Origin of the sequence: Brevundimonas denitrificans, from assembly GCF_030160755.1 — a bacterium.
GTDB lineage: Bacteria > Pseudomonadota > Alphaproteobacteria > Caulobacterales > Caulobacteraceae > Brevundimonas > Brevundimonas denitrificans.
The window spans coordinates 1-19,035 of the sequence record NZ_BSOY01000028.1 but is presented as its reverse complement, the minus strand read 5'-3'; the positions used below and the strand labels follow the sequence as shown (position 1 = coordinate 19,035).

The window sequence follows — 19,035 nt, the reverse complement described above, 5'->3', positions numbered from 1 at the left end:
GAGTTCCATGCGTTGGAGTCCACGAACACCGAGGCGCCCGAGTATTTCCACAAGGTCGTCGATTGCCAGTGGGCCTGTCCGGCCCACACGCCCGTTCCCGAATACATCCGGCTGATCGCCCAGGGGCGCCACGCTGACGCCTATATGGTCAACTGGAAGTCCAATGTCTTCCCCGGCATCCTCGGGCGGACCTGCGACCGTCCATGCGAACCCGCCTGTCGCCGCGGGCGCGTCGAGGACGAGCCGGTCGCGATCTGCCGGCTCAAGCGTGTCGCGGCCGACAACAAGGGTGATGTCTCGGCCCGCATGCCGACCGCGCCGGTCAAGCGGATCGGCAAGAAGATCGCCTGCATCGGCGCGGGACCGGCCTCGATGACGGTGGCGCGGGATCTCGCCCCGCTCGGCTATCACGTCGTGGTCTATGACGCCGACGCCAGGGCGGGCGGCATGATCCGCAGCCAGATCCCGCGGTTTCGCCTGCCGGAGAGCGTGATCGACGAAGAGATGGGCTACATCACCGCCCTCGGCCTGGACATGCGGCTGGGCGAGCGTATCGACAGTCTGGGCGCCCTGCTCAAGGAAGACTACGACGCCGTCTTCGTCGGCACCGGGGCTCCGCGCGGACGCGACCTGGACGTGCCCGGCCGGCAGGAAGCCGCCGCCAACATCCATATCGGCATCGACTGGCTCTCCAGCGTCTCGTTCGGCCATATCGAGCGGATCGGTCGGCGGGTGATCGTCCTCGGGGGCGGCAACACGGCCATGGACTGTTGTCGCACCGCCCGCCGGCTCGGCGGCGAGGACGTCAAGGTCGTCGTCCGGTCGGGCTTCGACGAAATGAAGGCCTCGCCCTGGGAGAAGGTGGATGCGGTCCACGAAGGCATTCCGATCCTCAACTTCCTCGTCCCCAAGGCCTTCACCCATGCCGACGGCCAGCTGACCGGGGTCACCTTCGAAAAGGTCACGCCCGTGATCGACGACAAGGGTCGCCGCACCCTGAAGCCGACGGGGGCGCCGGACGAACACATCGAGTGCGACGATGTGCTGGTGGCCATCGGCCAGGAAAACGCCTTCCCCTGGATCGAGCGCGACATCGGTGTGGATTTCGATGAATGGGGCATGCCCGTCGTCAATGAGACCACCCTCCAGTCGACCAACGAGAAGGTCTTCTTCGGCGGCGACGCGGCGTTCGGTCCCAAGAACATCATCTGGGCCGTGGCCCATGGTCATGACGCGGCGATCTCGATCGACCACTTCTGCCGCGGCGCCGATGTGCGTCTCAGACCGCCGCCCGGCGTGCTCGTCTCATCCCAGAAGATGGGCATCCACGAGTGGAGCTACGACAACGACATCTCCGACGATGATCGCCAGATCGTGCCCCAGCTGCCGATCGCGGAGGCTCTGGGCGATGTGAAGGCCGAGGTCGAGCTCGGCTTTGACGCCGCCCTGGCCCTGGCGGAAGCCCGACGCTGCCTCAACTGCGACGTCCAGACGGTGTTCACCACGCCGCTGTGCATCGAGTGCGACGCCTGCGCCGACATCTGCCCGACGGACTGCATCACCTTCACCGTCAATGGCGAGGAAGAGGAGTTACGCCCTCGCCTCAAGGCGCCGGCCCTGAACCTGACCCAGGACCTCTACGTCTCGGGCGCCCTGCCCACGGGGCGGGTGCTGGTCAAGGACGAGGACGTGTGCCTGCACTGCGGCCTGTGCGCCGAGCGCTGCCCGACCGGAGCCTGGGACATGCAGAAGGTCGTCATCGAGATGACCCATGCCGGCGGGTGCTCGAAATGACCGGTCAAACCCGGGCGGTGAACGACTTCGTGGTGAAGTTCGCCAACGTGAACGGTTCGGGCTCGGCCAGCGCCAACGGGCTGTTCGTCAAGGCGATCCTGCGGATGGGCGTGGCCGTGGCCGCGCGGAACATCTTCCCGTCGAACATCCAGGGGCTGCCGACCTGGTACGAGATCCGCGTCAGCGGCCACGGCTGGCTCGGCCGACGTGGCGGCGTCGACCTGATGGTCGCCCTGAACCCCCAGACCTGGGATCGCGACGTCGCCGAGATCGATGCGGGCGGCTACCTGTTCTACGATTCCACCAAACCCATGCCGGCCAGCAAATTCCGGGATGACATCACGGTCGTCGGCATCCCGCTGACCGCCCTGTGCAACGCCGCCTACGCCGAGCCATCCAAGCGCAAGGTGATGAAGAACATCATCGGCCTGGGCGCCCTGACCTTCCTGCTCGGCATCGAACAGGACGTGGTCGAAGCGCTTCTGGCGGAGGAGTACGCCTCCAAGCCGGCGATGATCCCGGCCAATATCGAGGCGCTCCACATCGGCTTCAACCACGCGAAGCATGACCTCACGCCGCTGGGTCTTCAGCTGAAGCGGACCGATGCGGTGGGCGACCGGATCTTTGTCGACGGCAACACCGCGGCGGCCCTGGGCGCGGTCTACGGCGGGGCCACGGTCTGCGCCTGGTACCCCATCACCCCGTCGACCTCCCTGGCCGAGGCCTTCACCGACTACTGCAAGAAGCTCCGCCACGATTCGGAGACGAAGGAAGCCCGCTACGCCATCGTTCAGGCCGAGGACGAGATCGCCTCGATCGGCATGGTCGTCGGCGCCGGCTGGAACGGCGCGCGGGCCTTCACCTGCACCTCGGGGCCGGGCGTCTCACTGATGCAGGAGTTCATCGGCCTGTCCTATTTCGCTGAAATTCCTGCGGTGATCTTCGACGTGCAGCGCGGCGGACCGTCCACCGGCATGCCCACCCGCACCCAGCAGTCGGACATCCTGTCCGCCGCCTACGCCAGCCACGGCGACACCAAACACGTCCTGCTGCTGCCCGAAGGTCCAGGCGAGTGCTTCGAGATGGGCGCCCAGGCCTTCGACCTCGCCGATCGCCTGCAGACCATGGTCTTCGTCATGCTCGACCTGGACATGGGCATGAACGAATGGCTGGTCGAACCCTTCCGGTGGGACGACAGCCGCAGCCTCGACCACGGCAAGATCATGACGGCCGAAATGCTCGAGGCGGGCGCCGACTTCGGCCGCTACAAGGATGTCGACGGCGACGGCATCCCGTTCCGCACCCTGCCGGCGACACACCCGTCGCGGGGCGCCTATTTCACCCGCGGCACCTCGCGCGATCCCTATGCCCGCTACAGCGAGGAAGGGGCCGTCTATGTCGACAACATGGAGCGGCTGCTGCGCAAGTTCGAGACGGCCAGGACGCTCGTGCCGGCGCCGATCCTGCGCAAGGCCCCGAAACAGACATCCTATGGGGTGATCTATTACGGCTCGACCTCGCCGGCGATGGACGAGGCCCTGGCCGGTCTCGAAACCCGGGGCCTGAACGTGGACGCCCTGCGTATCCGCGCCTTCCCCTTCCCGGGCGAGGTGTTCGACTTCATCGCCCATCACGAACTGGTCTTCGTGGTCGAGCAGAACCGCGACGCCCAGCTTCGCACCCTGCTGATCAACGAGGGCGGGGTCGACCCCGCCCGGCTGGTCAAGGTGCTCAACTACGACGGCTCGCCGATCACGGCGCGCTTCATCCAGGCCGAGCTGGCCCGGGGTATGGGCGCGGTCGACGCCAATGCGGCGGGGGAGATGGCGCAATGACCTACATCCTCAAGCCGCAGTTCCATCACCCGTCCCTGCCGACCAACAAGCTCGGCTTCACCCGCCGCGACTATGAGGGTCGGGTCTCGACCCTGTGCGCCGGCTGCGGCCATGACTCGATCAGCGCCGCCATCGTCCAGGCCTGTTTCGAGATCGATCTGGAGCCCCACCGCCTGGCCAAGCTGTCGGGGATCGGCTGCTCGTCCAAGACGCCCGACTATTTCCTCAGCGCCAGCCACGGCTTCAACACCGTGCACGGGCGGATGCCGTCGGTGCTGACCGGGGCCAACCTGGCCAATCGCGAGCTGATCTATCTGGGCGTCTCCGGCGACGGGGACAGCGCCTCGATCGGCCTGGGCCAGTTCGCCCACGCCATGCGGCGGGGGGTCAATATGGCCTATATCGTCGAGAACAACGGCGTTTACGGCCTGACCAAGGGCCAGTTCTCCGCCACCGCCGACAAGGGCAGCAAGTCCAAGAAGGGCGCGGTCAACTCCGACAGCGGGATCGATCTGGTCGCCATGGCCCTGCAGCTGGGCGCGACCTTCGTCGGCCGCAGCTTCTCCGGCGACAAGGATCAGCTGGTGCCCCTGATCAAGGCGGCCCTGACCCACAAGGGCGCGGCCTTCATCGACGTGCTCAGCCCCTGCGTGGCGTTCAATAACCACAAGGGTTCGACCAAGAGTTTCGACTGGGTGCGCGAGCACAATGAGGCGGTCAACCGGCTTGACGTGATCCTCGGCCGGGCGCCCGTGACCGCCGCCTATGCGCCCGGCTCCCTGGTCGAGGTGGCCCAGCACGACGGATCGGTCCTGATGCTGCGCAAGGTCGCGCGGGACTACGATGCGACAGACCGGGTCAAGGCCATGGCCTATCTGCACGAACGACAGGCCGTCGGCGAGATCGTCACCGGCCTGCTCTTCGTCGACCCCGATTCAGAGGACCTGCATGACGCCCTGGCGACGGTCGCCAAGCCGCTCAACGCCCTGTCCGACGCCGAACTTGTCCCGGGAAAGGCGGCCCTCGACAGGATCAATGCGGCGCTGCGCTAGGTATCGGGAACCGCCGCCTTCTGCAGTTCACACTCCTCAGATCGGGGCCCTGCAGGGTCCGGCGGGTTCAACGGGTCGTCGACGCCCGGGCCTGAGTCTGCCTTGTCATCGGTTGGGCGACACATACTGGCGAAGGCGAGGACGGCCGCGTCAACGGGTCCAGACGGCCGGACAATGGGCGCGTCGCCTCGCTCGGGCTGACAACGCTCCGCCGACGACGGCTTGAGCCCCGTCGGATCCTGCGGAACCTCGCGTCCGCCGCCGCCGAACTCTCCGGAGTCGAATTCATCCGACCACCACCACATCAGAGAACAGCCTGTCGCGACAGGTCACGACGCGCCCCTTCGACGTCGGCGTCGGCGTCGGCGCAGTTGGTCAATGATCCCGACGTCATGGCAGCCCCCTGGTTCAGGAATCGGGACTCTGGTCGGGAATGACGTGTCTGGATATTTGGGTACAACCCCAAGGGGTTTGACCCTAAGGGGGCGTACGGAGGCGCCGCCGGATCACCGACCGGGCGCCTCCCCGGTTTCCGGCGCATCGGGATGGTCGTCGTCGTCGATCAGGATGCGCTCCGCAGCCCCCCGAATGTCTTCGTACTGGCTGGCGCGCAGGGTCCAGACGAAGGCGCCTACGGCCATCAGACCGAGAACCACCGAGAATGGCGCCAGGAGGAAGATGATGTTCATCGCCGGCTCCTCACCCGAAGCGCGTTGAGCGTCACGACCAGCGATGAACCCGACATCGCCAGGGCGGCGACGAAGGGGTTCACCAGACCGAGCATCGCGGCCGGTGCAGCCACAAGATTATAAAGCGCCGCAAATCCGAAATTTTCCAGGGCGCGTCGGCGGGCCGAACGGGCCACGTCTATGGCCTCGACGACCGCCATCAGGGCGTCCCCGGTCAGCACCAGGTCGGCGGCGTTCTGGCTGGCGGCCAGCGCCGTGCCGGGCGCGATGGCGGCGTGGGCCCGCGCCAGGGCCGCGGCGTCGTTCAAACCATCCCCGATCATGAGGACCTTGCGGCCCTCGGCGGCCAGGCGGTCGATCGCCTCCGACTTCTCCTCGGGCATCAGGCCCGCGCGCCAGGCCGCAACGCCGGCGGTCCCGGCCACGGCCTTGACCGCGCCCACCTGGTCGCCGGACAGGATTTCGATCGTGATCCCGCGCGCCTTGAGCGCCGCGACCGTTTCGGCGGCGTCCGGCCGCAGGACGTCGGAGAACTGCAGGCGGACCTGGGGGTCGCCCTCAAAGCCGAACCACAGTTCTGTTTCACCGGACCGCAAGGTTGGAACGCCCACGAACCCCGCCCGCCCCAGCCGGGCGCGGCGACCGTTGATCAGTCCCTCGATTCCCAGGCCGGCATGTTCAACCACGTCCGTCGCCAGGGGCCCCTCGCCCGCAGCCCGGGCGACGGCGCGGGCCATGGGATGGCTGGAGGCGCGGGCCAGCGGCCCCGCCATGGCGATGATCGTCGGCGACGCCCCGACCAGAACCGGCCGTCCCTCGGTCAGGACGCCCGTCTTGTCGAAGACCACGTGGTCGATCTCGGCCAGCCGCTCGAGCGCCGCACCCGACTTGACGAGCACGCCCCGCCGGAAGAGCCGGGCGGACGCGACGACCTGCACCGCCGGAACCGCCAGTCCGAGGGCGCAGGGGCAGGTCACGATGAGCACGGCCACGGCCCGGATCAGCGCTTCGCGTGGGTCGAGGCCGAGGGCCCAGCCGCCGGCGAAGGTCGCCAGCGCGGCCGCATGCACCACCGGCACATAGAGGGCCGCCGCGCGGTCGGCGAGGCGGACATAACGCGAGCGCGACTGGGCCCCGGCGTCAACGAGGCGGGCGATGGCCGCCAGCGTCGAGTCCTCGGAACGCGCGTGGGCTCTCAGGGTCAGCAATCCGGAGGTGTTGACGGCGCCGGCCCGGCACAGCTGGCCCGGCCGGACCCGTTCGGGCGCGCTTTCTCCGGTCAGCAGGCTGTTGTCCAGCAGGGCCTCGCCATCCTCGAGCGTGGCGTCGACCGGAATACGATCGCCCGGACGCACGCGCAGCACGTCGCCCGGCTGGACATCGCTGAGCGGGATCGACCGCTCGCGGCCGGCTCCGTCGACGACACAGGCGACCGGGGCCTGGAGCGCGAGCAGATCGCCGGCGGCGCTGCGCGCCTTGGCCCGCAGCACATGATCCAGCCAGCGCCCGATCAGCAGCAGGAACAACAACGAGACGGCGGCGTCGAAATAGGCGTCCCGCCCGTTGAGGATCGTCTCCGAAAAGCTGATCGCGAGGGTCAGGATGACCCCGACCGAGATCGGCACGTCCATATTGGCCCGACCCGCCCGCAGCGAACGCCAGGCCGACCGGAAGAAGGTCATCCCCGCGAAGATGGCGCAGGGCGCGCCGACGGCCGCCGACATCCACATCATCATCGAGCGGGTGGCGGGACCCAGCTCCTGATCGAACAAGCCGGCCCAGATCGGAACCGAGAACATCATGGCGTTCATCGCGCCGAAGCCCGCCACCGCCAGGGCGAGGATCAGCCGACGGCCCTCCTGATCACGCTGCGCCAGGGCGGCGCCGGGGTCGTAGGGCGTAGCCGGATAGCCGAGCCGTTCGAGGGCGGCGATGATGCGGCCCGGATCGACACTGACGTTCTCAAGGCCGAGCGCGAGGCGTCCCGTGGACAGATTCAGCCGCGCTGAAATCACGCCCGGAAGGCGCGCCATCTCGCGCTCGATCTTGGCGATACATCCGGCGCAGCGCGCCCCGGTCACCAGCAGATCAAGACGCGTCTGACCATCGTCGGTCCGGCGCAGGAAGGCGGACATGTCGGGCCGCGACGCCGCGTCGAAGGTCACGGCCATGTCAGCCTCCGCTCGGCGACGAACGAATGGCCGCCGCCCGCGGCGTCGACACGGGTATCCCAGACGCCGGACAGGCCGGCGCGGTCGCCGGCATAGCGCCCCGGCGCCGCCTCGGTCAGGGTCAGGACGGTACGCCCCTGTTCGGTGGCCGGGCGCAAAAGGGTGGCCGTGACCCGGAGGCCGCTCAACGGCTGGCCGTTCCGATCCTGAAGCAGGACCGTCACGCCGTCCGGCCGCGCCTCAACGGCGGCGCGCCAGCCGAGAGCCTCCTGCGCCCGCTGGCGCTCCAGCTCGGCATTGTAGATCAGGCCCGTCTCATAGGGCCGCGGCGCAACCTGCCCGGGATGGGTGCGGTAGGCCAGTGTCAGGAAGGCCGCATCGACCCCGATCACGAGGGCAAAAAAGGCGACGACTCCGGCGGCGACGTGCCAGCCCTTGACCGTGAACGGGACCCGGGGCGGTGCGGAGGGTGCGGGCGTCAACGGGTTTCTCCATAGTCGAAGGCGGTCCGGACGGTCTGGACCTCGTCACCCGACCGGATTTCGAACGTCGCAGGCTGGCTGCCCTCCTGCACCTGATCCGCGGGCGCGGTGACGAAGACCCGCACGGGCGTCACCCTGTTGGGATCGACCCGAAGGCTCAGCGGATCGGAAGCCGGCCGTCCGGGGCTTCTCAGCGTCGCGCCCGGAATACCGGCGTAGCGGATTTCGATGGTCGCAGCCTCAAAGCCGTGGTTGGCGATCTTCAGGGTGTAGCCGTTGCGGACGGCTCCGTCGTGCAACCGGACGGAAGCCGGATTCCGGTCGCGCAGCGCGTGAACGTCCAGAGTCTTCCGGGTGCTGAAGCCCCAGATCATGAGACCGCCGACGACCGCCAGGGCGATCCCGTAATACAGGGTCCGGGCCCGGATCAGGCGGTGTTTCGGCTTCTGGCCGCAGTTCCTGGCCGCAACGGCCGCATCGGTGTCATAGGCGATCAGGCCGCGCGGCCGACCGACCTTGTCCATGACCTCATTGCAGGCGTCGATGCACAGGCCGCAGTTGATGCACTCCAGCTGGGCGCCGTCGCGAATGTCGATGCCCATGGGGCAGACCACCACGCACTGGTTGCAGTCGATACAGTCGCCGCGGCCTTCCCAGGTCTCCGCCTTCTTGTGCGGCCCGCGCGGCTCGCCCCGGTCGTAGCGGTAGGTGACCTGGAAGGACTGGTCGTCCAGCATGGCGCCCTGGATGCGCGGCCAGGGGCACATATAGGTGCAGACCTGCTCGCGCATATGGCCCGCGAAGACATAGGTCGTGAAGGTCAGGATGGCGCAGGAGACATAGGCCGTCATCGGCGCCGTCCCGACCCAGAAGGTGCGGATCAGGTCCGGCGCGTCGTGAAAATAGAAGATCCAGGCGCCGCCGGTGCCGAAAGCCGCACCGATCCAGACCGCGTGCTTTCCCGTCTTGCGCCACAGTTTGTTGAACGACATCGGCGCCGCGTCGAGCCGCATCCGCGCGTTGCGGTCACCCTCGAACATCCGCTCGATATAGATGTAGAGGTCGGTCCACACCGTCTGTGGGCAGGCGTAGCCGCACCACAGCCGGCCGAACAGCGCCGTGACGAGGAACAGCGCCAACGCCGCGAGCACCAGCAGGCCGGTGATGAAATACACCTCCTGCGGCCAGAGCTGGATCATGAAGAAATAGAAGCGGCCGCCGTCGAAATCGACGAGGACGGCCTGGTCCGGCAGCGCGCCCGGCCGGTCCCACCGGATCCAGGGCGTGATGTAATAGATCGCCAGCATGACGATCAGCAGCGCCCATTTGATCCACCGCCACCGGCCGTGGACCAGTTTGGGATAGATCGGCACGCGCGCCTTGTAGAGGCCCTTGGGGCGATTCTTCTCGCGCTGCTTCTCGGCGACGGAGACCGGACCCGTCTTCGCCGCACGATCACGGGTCCGGTCAATGATGATGGTCATGGCGCGGCTGCGGCGGCTCCGGACGCCTCGCCGCCCCCGGCGTTGACGTGGACATAGACGGCCAAGGCCTTGATCACGCCCGGCGAGAACCGGCCCTCCCACGTCGGCATCACGCCGTTGCGCCCATTGTGGATCTGGCCGCGGATGGAGTTCCGGTCGGAGCCATAAAGCCACTCGCGGTCCGTCAGATCGGGCGCGCCCAGCAGGCGATCGCCCACGCCCGTCGGCGTATGACAGGCGGCGCAGTTGTCGGCGTAGAGCTGCTGCGCACGACCCACTGCGGCGGCGTCAGCCGGCCGGCCCGACAGGCGCACGACGTATTCCGTCAGATCGGAGACCTGGGCGGCGTTGAGCATGCCGTCGCGACCGAAGGCCGGCATTTGCGACGTGCGGGTCTCGGGATGGGCTGACCGGACACCGACGCGCAGGGTGTGCTCGATTTCCTCGAGCGAGCCGCCCCACAGCCAGACATCATCGCGCAGGTTGGGATACCCGCGGGCGCCGCCGCCGCCCGCGCCGTGGCAGGTGGCGCAGTTGTCGCCGAAGACCGACTGACCCACGGAAAGGGCATGGGCCTGGAGGTCCGGATCGGCCTCGATCTGCTGCAGGGACGCCGTGGCCAGCATCGTCTCGCCACGGCCGCGCTGGACCTGGAGCGCCTGGAGCTGCTCGGCGACGTCGGCCCGGTCAGACTGACGGAGAACGCCGGGCGTATAGCCCTTCAGGCCCGGCCAGGCCGGCATCAGGATCCAGTAAACGACGGCCACGACGATGCTGCCGTAGAACACCCACAACCACCAGCGCGGCAGCGGGTTGTCCAGCTCGCGAATGCCGTCCCACTCATGCCCCGTCGTCTCGACGCCGGAGTGATCGTCGCGCTCGGGTTCAGACATGCTCGTCCTCGTCTTTTTCGAGCGGAAGATGGGAGAGGCGTTTGAAGGCCTCGCGATGCTTCGGCCACAGCGCGTAGACGACGCCGGCGATGAAGACGGCGCCGAAATAGAGGGTGCCGCCCTGCTGGGCGAACCGCGCCACGGTTTCGTAGTCGAGGCCGCTCATCGCAGGTTCTCCGGGTCTTCAGCCTGGTAGGTGCGGAAATCGACCATGGTGCCGAGCTGCTGCAGATAGGCGATCAGGGCGTCCATCTTGGTCAGCCGCTCGGGATTGCCGTCGAAATCGCCCTGGGCCACGCGCGGCCCGTACCGGCTCCGCAGCGCCGAGGTCTCGCTGGCGAACGGATCGACCTGGGCGTTCAGATCGGCCGTGGCGTTTTCGACCTGATCGGCCGTGTAGGGCACGCCGACCGCCACCATCGCCCGCAGCTTGGCCTGGATGGCGTGCTGGTCCAGGTCCTGGTCGGCCAGGAACCGGTAGGGAGGCATGTTGGATTCGGGCACGACCGAGCGCGGGTCTGTCAGATGCTCCACGTGCCAGTCGTTGGAATATTTGCCGCCGACGCGGGCCAGGTCCGGCCCGGTCCGCTTCGATCCCCACTGGAACGGATGGTCGTACATGCTCTCGGCGGCGAGGCTGTAGTGGCCGTAGCGTTCGACCTCGTCGCGCAGGGGGCGGACCATCTGCGAGTGACAGCCGTAGCAGCCCTCGCCGATGTAGATGTCGCGGCCGGCCAGCTCGAGCGGCGTGTAGGGACGAACGCCCTCGACCTCCTCGATCGTGCTCTCGACCCAGAACAGAGGAGCGATCTCGACGATGCCGCCGATGGACACCACGATGGTGATGCCGATGACCAGCCAGAGCGAATGGCGCTCGAACCTGTGATGCTGTTTCCACATGGTCTGATCCTCACTCGGCCGGCAGGAGTTGCGGCTCGATCGTCGTCGCCGGCACGTTCGCGGAAGAGCGCGCGGACGGCATGCGGATCGTTCGCCACAGGTTGTAGGACATGATGAGCGTGCCGCTCAGGAACATCAGGCCGCCGACCGTGCGGATGACGTTCTGGATGTGCTTGGCCGACACGGTCTCGATGAAGCTGTTCGCGAGGAAGCCGTCGGGCGTGTACTCGCGCCACATCAGGCCCTCCATGATGCCGGAGACCCACATCGCGGTGATGTAGAGAACGATGCCGGTGGTCGCGATCCAGAAATGCCATTCGACCAGGGCGTTCGAGTACAGCCGGTCCTTCTTCCACAGCCACGGCACCATGCAGTAGATCGCGCCGAAGCTGATGAACCCGACCCAGCCCAGGGCGCCGGAGTGGACGTGGCCGATGGTCCAGTCGGTGTAGTGCGACAGGGCGTTGACCGTCCGGATGGACATCAGCGGACCTTCGAAGGTCGACATGCCGTAGAAGGCGATGGCCACGACCATCATGCGGACCACGGGGTCGGTGCGCAGCTTGTCCCAGGCCCCCGACAGGGTCATCAGGCCGTTGATCATCCCGCCCCAGGACGGCATCCACAACATGATCGAGAAGGTCATGCCGAGGGTCTGCGCCCACTGCGGCAGGGCCGTGTAATGCAGATGGTGCGGGCCGGCCCAGATGTAGATGAAGATCAGCGACCAGAAGTGGACGATCGACAGGCGGTAGGAATAGACCGGCCGTTCGACCCGCTTGGGCACGAAATAGTACATCATCGCCAGGAAGCCGGCGGTCAGGAAGAAGCCGACGGCGTTGTGGCCGTACCACCACTGCACCAGGGCGTCCTGGACCCCGCCGAAGGCCGAATAGCTGCGCGCCTCAAGCAGGCCGACCGGCACCGCGGCGTTGTTCACCAGATGCAGCAGGGCGACGGTGACGATGAAGGCCAGATAGAACCAGTTGGCCACATAGATGTGGGGTTCTTTCCGCTTCCAGATCGTCCCCAGGAACACGAACAGATAGGCGACCCAGACGATGGTCAGCCAGATGTCGACGTACCATTCGGGCTCGGCGTATTCGCGCGACTGGGTGATGCCCGAGACATAGCCCGTGGCCGCCAGAACGATGAACAGCTGGTAGCCCCAGAACACGAACCAGGGCCAGATCCCGCCGGCCAGCCGCGCCTTGCAGGTCCGCTGGACCACCCAGAAGGAGGTGCAGATCAGGGCGTTGCCGCCAAAGGCGAAGATCACGCCCGAGGTGTGCAGGGGCCGCAAGCGTCCGAAGTTGAGCCAGCCATGCTCTGGGAAGTAGAAGATGTCCGGCCACGACAGCTGGGCGGCGATGAAGACCCCGACCGTCATGCCGATGACGCCCCAGAACATGGTGGCGATGACCCCGGCGCGGATCACCCCGTCCTCATAGCGTTTGGGGTCTGACCGGAACCGGCCATGGGCGACGCCGATGGTCATGGCGCTCAGGGCCAGGACCGAGGCGGCCATCAGGATGTAGCCGTGAAAGCGGAAGGCCGCGTCATCGGTCAGGCCGGTCGCGAACAGGGCCAGGACCGCGGCTACGCCGAGGAACAGGAACAGGGCGACGACGTCTGACGGAGTGTCGGCGTCGGGCGTGGCGATGGACGGCATTCGGATGGATCCCTCGAGCAGAGGACGCCTCCGTGCCCGGCCTTCGCGAGCGGCGCCTTGCGCTGGCGCAAAGCCGCCCCGCCAATTTTCCGGTCCTGTGCGGCACGGAGACGCGAAATGAGAATTCAGGACTTTCACGAACACCAGGTGCTGGGCGCGGCCCTCATCGTTCTCGGCCTGTCGCTGGGAGGCGCGGCCGCGGCTGCGGGTCTGCTGGCGAACGAGCACATGGCCCTGATCGGGCCGATGTGCGGCCCGACCTTCGGCCATTGCGTGCGATGCGTGGCTGCGGTGGCCCTGCTTGTCGCGGCGCTTGGCGCATCCGGAGCCGGCGCGTGGCTTCTGAAACCCCGGCCCGTGCTGCAACGGGCGGGCTGAGGCCGCGCTTCAGGCCTGGCGGGCGAGCGCCTTTCGCACGGTCGTCAGCAAGGCATCCGTCAGGAGCGGCTTTTCGATGATCGGCACGCCCGCCGCCGCCGCCCGGTTTCGCAGGGCGGTCCGTGGATTGGTCGTGATCAGGATCGCGGGCAGGCCCACGCCGCTCAAGCGCAGACGCTCCAGCAGCGCCAACCCGTCCATGCCCGGCAGGTTATGGTCCAGGATCATGCAGCCGGTTTCCGGCAAGCCTCCCGCAGCCAGCAGACTCTCGCCGTCGCGGAAGCTGCGAACATCCAGCCCCTCAAGATCAAACGAGAACTGCATGGCGTGAGTTACGGCGGGATCGTCATCGACGAGAATGACGCAAGGCCGGGCCGGAGCGCTGACAGGAGTCGCCGTCACGCGCACAGCCCCTCCAGCCGGTGACGCTGCAGCAGGCGCACATGACGGGACGACCGGGCCTCCACCATGCCCTGGGCCTGAAGCTGGGACAGGGTGCGCGAAACCGTATGGATGGTCAGGCCGACATGGTCGGCGATGTCCTGCCGGGTCATGGGCAGGTCAATGATTTCCGGCCGGCCCATCCGTTCGGCGAAATCCAGAAGGAAGGCGGCGACCCGCTCGGTGGCGCCCTGGCGGGCGAGGATCAGGGCGTGATCCTCGCTGCGCCGGAAGGCGCGGACCGTGACCTGCCACAGGGCCCGGGCCAGACCGACATCGGTCGCGGCGCGTCCCGCCAGCTCCGTCCGCTCCATCGCCAGAGCGTCCACGCGGCTCAGGGCCTCCGTCGTGGTCGCATGCTCCACCCCGGCCTCAAGGCCGAGAAAATCGCCCGGCAAATGAAATCCGGTGACCTGACGGCGGCCATCGCTCAGCAGACGATAGCTGACCACGGCCCCGCTCAACACGCGATAGACGAGCCGGACGGCGTCACCTTGCCGGAACAGAAGCGCGCCGGGGGCGAAGGGCGAACGAGGGGCCGCCGTCGCGCTCGCGAAAGCACCGCAGAGCGCGCAATCCGGCGTCGTGTCCAACGACGGGGCAACCGCTTCCCGGGGTTCGCAATAACGTAGGGCGGTCATCCGATTCTCCAGGCGCGGTCGATGCCGCAAGCTAGGACCCGGCGCCATTCGCGGATATTCGGGTCTGCCCCCTAGGGGATTTCCCTGATGTCCGGCGGCGGGCCCGCTAAACGGCCCGGGCGTGCCGACGTTCGGCGGCGAGCAGGCCCGCATCGAAACAGGCCGCCACGACACGCATCAGACGGAAGGCCTCCGCCGGTATGGTCACCGTCCGGCCCTCGACGCGGCACAATCCGTCGACCTGGAGGGCTGCGGCGGCGGCGACAGCGTCGTCCAGCGCCGTCGGTTCAAAGCCCCGGCTGAGGCACTCCGCGCCGACGTCGACGGTCAGGTCGCACATCAATCGTTCGATGACGGCCGCGCGCAGTTCGTCTTCCGCCGAAACCCGGAGGCTACGCGCGACGGGCAGGCGCCCGGCCTCGACCGCCCGACTCCAGACGTCGGTCGCCGCAGCATTCTGAACGAAACCCGCGGCGAACCGGCCGATCGAGGACGGGCCGACGGGCACCAGCACGGGAGCGGGATCATCGGTATAGCCCTGAAAATTCCGCCGCAGGGTTCCCGAAGCGGCGGCGAGGGCCAGCAGATCCCCGGGAAGGGCGTAGTGATCCAGCCCGATCCGCAGATAGCCCGCCGCCCGCAGAATCGAATCCGCCGCCTCGGCCTGGGCCCAGCGCCCGTCGCCATCGGCGAGTTCGCCCTCCTTGATCATGACCTGGTGCTTCTTCATCCACGGCACATGGGCGTAGCCGAACACCGCCACGCGGTCGGGGCGCAAACCGACCGCCGCCGAGGTCGTGGCCGCGACGTTCTCCGGCGTCTGGCCGGGAAGGCCGTACATCAGGTCGAAGTTGATCGCCGACACGCCGGTCTTGCGCAGCCGGTCGTTGGCGGCGGCGACCATGTCGAAGGGCTGGATGCGGTTGACCTTCGCCTGAACCTCCGGATCGAAGGTCTGGACGCCGAGGCTGACACGGGTCACCCCGGCCTCGCCGCAGGCGTCAATGAATGCTTCGGTCAGCATGCCGGGATCGAGCTCGGCCGCGACCTCGGCGCCGGGCCGGAGGGCGAACCGATCGGCCATGTGCCGCACCAGGACCAGAAAGTCGTCCGGCGCCAAGGCGTTGGGACTGCCGCCTCCGAAATGAAGGTGGGCGGCGCCGGCGTGCGGGCCAATGGCGTCGGCCCACAGATCGACCTCCAGCATCAGGGTCTGGAAGAAGGCCTGGACCCGGTCGTACTCGTGGAAGACGCTGGTGTGGCAGCCGCAATACCAGCACAGGCGCTTGCAGAACGGGACATGGACATAGGCCGAGATGGTCTGGTCCGCGCGGGTGGCCCCCAGCCACGCCCGCGCCTCCGCCTCCCCGGCGGCGGTCTTGAAGGCGACCGCCGTCGGATAGCTGGTGTAGCGAGGCAGGGTGCGCTCGGCGTGGGTCCGCCAGGCGGCAGGGAGGGCGCGGGAGGACATGCGGGAATCCGGCCTGTGGTTCGTCGTTACGCCGCCGCCTTCCAGTTGGGCTGCAGCTCGACGTGTGCCGGGCACGGCGCAATGGCGATCGGCGCGGCGCCGCACAGTTCATTGGCGAAGCCGTGGTTGACGTCGCGGTGATGGGCTTCATCCGCCCGCACCACCAGCACCACGTCACGCAGTGTCGCGTCGGCCGGCAGATTCCAGTAGCGTTTGGCGATCTCGGGGGCGGCGACGTTCGGGCTGCGGCCCTCGTCGATCTCGGCCAGATAGTGGGTGTAGCTGACGACCGCCTCTTCCTCGAAATAGCCGACCACCCGGTGCGCCGTCTTCGGCGAGATCAGGTAGAGGCCGAAGAAGAACAGGTAAAAGACCCACTGCACAGCAATCACGACGAAGCGTTCGAACAGGGTCGGATGGCTGATCTCGATGAAGGTCATCAGGTGCATCCGCTCGTTCTCGGCCTCGTCCATCAGGGTGCGAATCCACCCGTTGTCGTCCTTCATGCGGCGCAGCGCCTTCAGGTGGTTCAGGGTCGCGCCGACCATGCCGGGCACCGCCGCGACCGTTTCCAGCACGATGGCGCGGTGGCCATAGCGTTTCGCGAAAAACGTGTCGGCGAAGAACCGCAGCGCCTTGACGAACCCCCAGGCGGTCCGGTCCGACAAGCCCTTCGGCGCGTGGTGAACGGAAAGGTCGACGAGCGGGGTGGTCATGGCGGCGTCCTTGAAACACTGAACTGGGGGGCCGGCGGCCCGATTGCGACGAAGTAGCGGCCTCTCGCCACTGGCGAAATTCGGGGGTTTCACCTACGGGGTGTTGCGGAGGCGCGATGACAACCATTCCCAGGACGACTCTCGAGTCCCGGACGCCGTGGGACTGGCTGCTGGCCACCCGCCATACCGGCTACGGTCTCGCGGCCGCGGTGCTGGGCGCGGCGGCGGGGCTGGCCGCGCGGCTGGCGATGACCCCCCTGCTGGAAGATCGGCTGGCCCTGCTTTTCTTCGTACCGGGCGTTGTCGTCGCCGCAGCCCTGGGGGGCGCCGTCCCCGGCGCCCTGGCGACGATTCTGGGTCTCGCCTGCGGACTCTATGTCACCTGGTGGACCGGCGTCCTTGCTGTCGGCGATCTGGTCGGCGCGGGGGTTTTCCTTCTGCTGGGCGTGGTGATCACGGCCGGGGGCGAAGCCTTCCAGGCCATGCGGTCCCGTTCGGTGGCGGTGCACCGCGACCTGCTGGCCCGCGAAGCGCACCTGCAGTCCATCCTCGCCACCGTGCCCGACGCCATGGTCGTCATCACGGAGCGCGGGATCATGCAGTCCTTCAGCCCCGCGGCCGAACGCCTGTTCGGCTGGAAGGCCGATGAGGTGATCGGCCGGAACGTGAAGATGCTCATGCCTGAGTCCTATCGCGAGCAGCACGACGGCTACCTCGACCGATATCTGACCACCGGAGAGCGGCGCATCATCGGGGTCGGCCGGGTGGTCGTGGGGGAGCGGCGTGACGGCTCGACCTTTCCGATGGAATTGTCGGTGGGGGAGATGGTTTCGGGAGACCAGCGCTTCTTCACCGGCTTTGTCCGCGACCTCAGCGAACGGCAGGACACGGAACAGCGGCTGCAGGAACTGCAGTCCGAACTGGTCCACATCTCGCGCCTGACAGCCATGGGGGAGATGGCCTCGGCGCTGGCGCACGAATTGAACCAGCCTCTGTCGGCGATGGCCAACTACCTGAAGGGCTCATCGCGGCTGCTCGCCGCTGAACCGGTGCCCCGCGAACGATTGCTGGAAGCCATCCAGAAGGCAGGCGAGCAGGCGCTTCGCGCCGGCGAAATCATTCGCCGGCTGCGCGACTTCGTCGCTCGCGGCGAGGCCGAGCGCAGGGTCGAAAGCCTGCCCAAATTGATTGAGGAGGCCAGCGCCCTGGCCCTGGTCGGCGCCAAGGAGCATGGCGTCCGCGTCCAGTTCAAATTCGCAGCCGGAATTGAATTCGTTCTGGCCGATAAGGTCCAGATCCAACAGGTGGCGCTCAATCTGATGCGCAACGCCATGGAGGCCATGGAGGCGAGCGCGAAAAGGGTCCTGGAGATCAGGATCGACCCGGCGGCGGATGATCAGGCCCAGGTGACGGTGGCCGATACGGGTTCGGGAATCAGCCCGGCGATTGCTGATCAGCTGTTCCAGCCCTTTGTCACCACCAAGCGGACCGGCATGGGCGTCGGCCTGTCAATTTCACGAACCATCATCGAAGCGCACGGTGGGCGCATCTGGATGGAGCCGAACCCGGGCGGAGGCACCCGGTTCTGTTTTACACTGCCTGCCGTAGGCGAAGAGGAACTCAGCGATGCCGAATGAGCCGGTCGTCCATGTGGTCGACGACGATGCCGCGATCCGGGATTCCCTCGCCTTCCTGCTGGATACCGCAAACCTCGTCTCGAGAACCTATGAGTCCGCCGCCGCCCTGCTGGCGCACGCCGCGGATCTGGAGCCGGGCTGCATTGTCACGGATGTCCGCATGCCGGACATGAACGGTCTGGAGATGGTCCGCCGGCTGTCTGAGATCGGTATCCGCCATCCGGTCATCGTCATGACCGGTCACGCGGACGTGCCTCTGGCGATCGAAGCGGTCCGGGCCGGCGTCAAGGACTTCATTGAAAAGCCCTTCGACGACGACGCCCTGCTGGCGTCAATCCGGTCCGCCATCGCCGACCAGACCCAGGCCGCTGAACAGGCGGGACGGGAAACCGAATTGCGCGACCGGCTCGCCAGCCTCTCATCGCGCGAGCGGCAGGTGCTGGACGGTCTGGTCGCCGGTCAGGCCAACAAGGTCATCGCCTACGATCTGGAGATCAGCCCCCGGACGGTCGAGGTCTACCGGGCCAATGTCATGACCAAGATGCAGGCCCGCAGCCTGTCGGAACTGGTCCGAATGACGATCCTCATCCAGCGCCCCTGAACCCGGCCTTCAGGGGTTTTCCGGAGGTGACCCGGGCGGGCGCAGGTGAGAGTGATCCGGCTCGCCGCGAGGTCCATCCCGATGTACGACTACAAGGCCGCCTTCCAGACTGCCGTGGAGCAGGTCAAGAGCGAGGGGCGCTATCGCGTCTTCGCCGACCTGAAGCGCGTGCGCGGCG

The 19,035-nt window shown here is 67.4% G+C and carries 19 protein-coding genes; 7 read left to right on the top strand and 12 right to left on the bottom strand.

All coding sequences use genetic code 11. The annotated features are described in order from the left end of the window. Positions 1–12: 12 nt before the first annotated feature. The 3 genes from QQJ79_RS07795 to QQJ79_RS07785 are packed head-to-tail and all read left to right on the top strand — an operon-like array spanning position 13 to position 4,681. Positions 13–1,794: an FAD-dependent oxidoreductase gene (locus tag QQJ79_RS07795; protein ID WP_284222361.1), complete on the top strand. Its 1,782-nt coding sequence runs from the start codon at positions 13–15 to the stop codon at positions 1,792–1,794. Continuing rightward, on the top strand, positions 1,791–3,629 hold the full coding sequence (locus QQJ79_RS07790; RefSeq protein ID WP_284222360.1) for a 2-oxoacid:acceptor oxidoreductase subunit alpha: 1,839 nt from the start codon (positions 1,791–1,793) through the stop codon (positions 3,627–3,629). The genes QQJ79_RS07795 and QQJ79_RS07790 overlap by 4 nt, the downstream gene beginning before the upstream one ends. Beyond that, on the top strand, positions 3,626–4,681 hold the full coding sequence (locus tag QQJ79_RS07785) for a 2-oxoacid:ferredoxin oxidoreductase subunit beta (protein WP_284222359.1): 1,056 nt from the start codon (positions 3,626–3,628) through the stop codon (positions 4,679–4,681). Before QQJ79_RS07790 ends, QQJ79_RS07785 begins: the two co-directional genes overlap by 4 nt. Before the next feature lie 506 nt (positions 4,682–5,187). Here QQJ79_RS07785 and ccoS read toward each other — a convergent pair. The 8 genes from ccoS to ccoN are packed head-to-tail and all read right to left on the bottom strand — an operon-like array spanning position 5,188 to position 12,798. After that, positions 5,188–5,370, bottom strand: a complete 183-nt coding sequence (ccoS, locus tag QQJ79_RS07780) for a cbb3-type cytochrome oxidase assembly protein CcoS (RefSeq protein ID WP_284222358.1) — start codon at positions 5,368–5,370, stop codon at positions 5,188–5,190. Then, entirely contained in the window at positions 5,367–7,541 is a 2,175-nt protein-coding gene (locus QQJ79_RS07775) for a heavy metal translocating P-type ATPase (protein WP_284222357.1), read from the bottom strand. Before QQJ79_RS07775 ends, ccoS begins: the two co-directional genes overlap by 4 nt. Further along, entirely contained in the window at positions 7,532–8,023 is a 492-nt protein-coding gene (locus QQJ79_RS07770; protein WP_284222356.1) for a FixH family protein, read from the bottom strand. The genes QQJ79_RS07775 and QQJ79_RS07770 overlap by 10 nt, the downstream gene beginning before the upstream one ends. Next, complete coding sequence (ccoG, locus tag QQJ79_RS07765) at positions 8,020–9,507, bottom strand: cytochrome c oxidase accessory protein CcoG (protein WP_284222355.1); 1,488 nt, start codon at positions 9,505–9,507, stop codon at positions 8,020–8,022. Before ccoG ends, QQJ79_RS07770 begins: the two co-directional genes overlap by 4 nt. Continuing rightward, on the bottom strand, positions 9,504–10,400 hold the full coding sequence (ccoP, locus tag QQJ79_RS07760; RefSeq protein ID WP_284222354.1) for a cytochrome-c oxidase, cbb3-type subunit III: 897 nt from the start codon (positions 10,398–10,400) through the stop codon (positions 9,504–9,506). Before ccoP ends, ccoG begins: the two co-directional genes overlap by 4 nt. After that, complete coding sequence (locus tag QQJ79_RS07755; RefSeq protein WP_284222353.1) at positions 10,393–10,566, bottom strand: cbb3-type cytochrome c oxidase subunit 3; 174 nt, start codon at positions 10,564–10,566, stop codon at positions 10,393–10,395. The genes ccoP and QQJ79_RS07755 overlap by 8 nt, the downstream gene beginning before the upstream one ends. Beyond that, positions 10,563–11,300, bottom strand: a complete 738-nt coding sequence (gene ccoO / locus QQJ79_RS07750) for a cytochrome-c oxidase, cbb3-type subunit II (RefSeq protein WP_284222352.1) — start codon at positions 11,298–11,300, stop codon at positions 10,563–10,565. Before ccoO ends, QQJ79_RS07755 begins: the two co-directional genes overlap by 4 nt. A 10-nt stretch (positions 11,301–11,310) precedes the next feature. Beyond that, the gene (ccoN, locus tag QQJ79_RS07745; protein WP_284222380.1) at positions 11,311–12,798 is read right to left on the bottom strand and encodes a cytochrome-c oxidase, cbb3-type subunit I; all 1,488 of its coding nucleotides are present in this window, start codon (positions 12,796–12,798) and stop codon (positions 11,311–11,313) included. Between the two features lie 291 nt (positions 12,799–13,089). Between ccoN and QQJ79_RS07740 the strand changes: the two genes are divergently transcribed. Then, entirely contained in the window at positions 13,090–13,350 is a 261-nt protein-coding gene (locus tag QQJ79_RS07740; RefSeq protein WP_284222351.1) for a hypothetical protein, read from the top strand. A gap of 9 nt (positions 13,351–13,359) precedes the next feature. Here the strand turns inward: QQJ79_RS07740 and QQJ79_RS07735 are convergent, their stop codons facing one another. The 4 genes from QQJ79_RS07735 to QQJ79_RS07720 all read right to left on the bottom strand — a co-directional run bounded on the left by QQJ79_RS07735 (position 13,360) and on the right by QQJ79_RS07720 (position 16,619). Further along, positions 13,360–13,758 carry a response regulator transcription factor gene (locus QQJ79_RS07735; protein ID WP_284222350.1) on the bottom strand — a complete coding sequence of 133 codons (399 nt, stop codon included), beginning with the start codon at positions 13,756–13,758 and terminating at the stop codon, positions 13,360–13,362. Continuing rightward, positions 13,749–14,432 (bottom strand): helix-turn-helix domain-containing protein, encoded by a 684-nt coding sequence (locus QQJ79_RS07730; RefSeq protein WP_284222349.1) that lies wholly within the window; start codon positions 14,430–14,432, stop codon positions 13,749–13,751. The genes QQJ79_RS07735 and QQJ79_RS07730 overlap by 10 nt, the downstream gene beginning before the upstream one ends. Positions 14,433–14,538: 106 nt before the next feature. After that, positions 14,539–15,903 (bottom strand): oxygen-independent coproporphyrinogen III oxidase, encoded by a 1,365-nt coding sequence (gene hemN / locus QQJ79_RS07725; protein WP_284222348.1) that lies wholly within the window; start codon positions 15,901–15,903, stop codon positions 14,539–14,541. Between the two features lie 26 nt (positions 15,904–15,929). Beyond that, on the bottom strand, positions 15,930–16,619 hold the full coding sequence (locus tag QQJ79_RS07720; protein WP_284222347.1) for an alternative oxidase: 690 nt from the start codon (positions 16,617–16,619) through the stop codon (positions 15,930–15,932). A gap of 248 nt (positions 16,620–16,867) precedes the next feature. Between QQJ79_RS07720 and QQJ79_RS07715 the strand changes: the two genes are divergently transcribed. The 3 genes from QQJ79_RS07715 to QQJ79_RS07705 all read left to right on the top strand — a co-directional run. Next, positions 16,868–18,256, top strand: a complete 1,389-nt coding sequence (locus QQJ79_RS07715; protein ID WP_284222379.1) for a PAS domain-containing sensor histidine kinase — start codon at positions 16,868–16,870, stop codon at positions 18,254–18,256. After that, positions 18,246–18,857 (top strand): response regulator FixJ, encoded by a 612-nt coding sequence (fixJ, locus tag QQJ79_RS07710; RefSeq protein WP_284222346.1) that lies wholly within the window; start codon positions 18,246–18,248, stop codon positions 18,855–18,857. The genes QQJ79_RS07715 and fixJ overlap by 11 nt, the downstream gene beginning before the upstream one ends. Before the next feature lie 81 nt (positions 18,858–18,938). Continuing rightward, positions 18,939–19,035: hypothetical protein (locus QQJ79_RS07705; RefSeq protein ID WP_284222378.1), on the top strand; the 97-nt coding region annotated here is incomplete at its 3' end.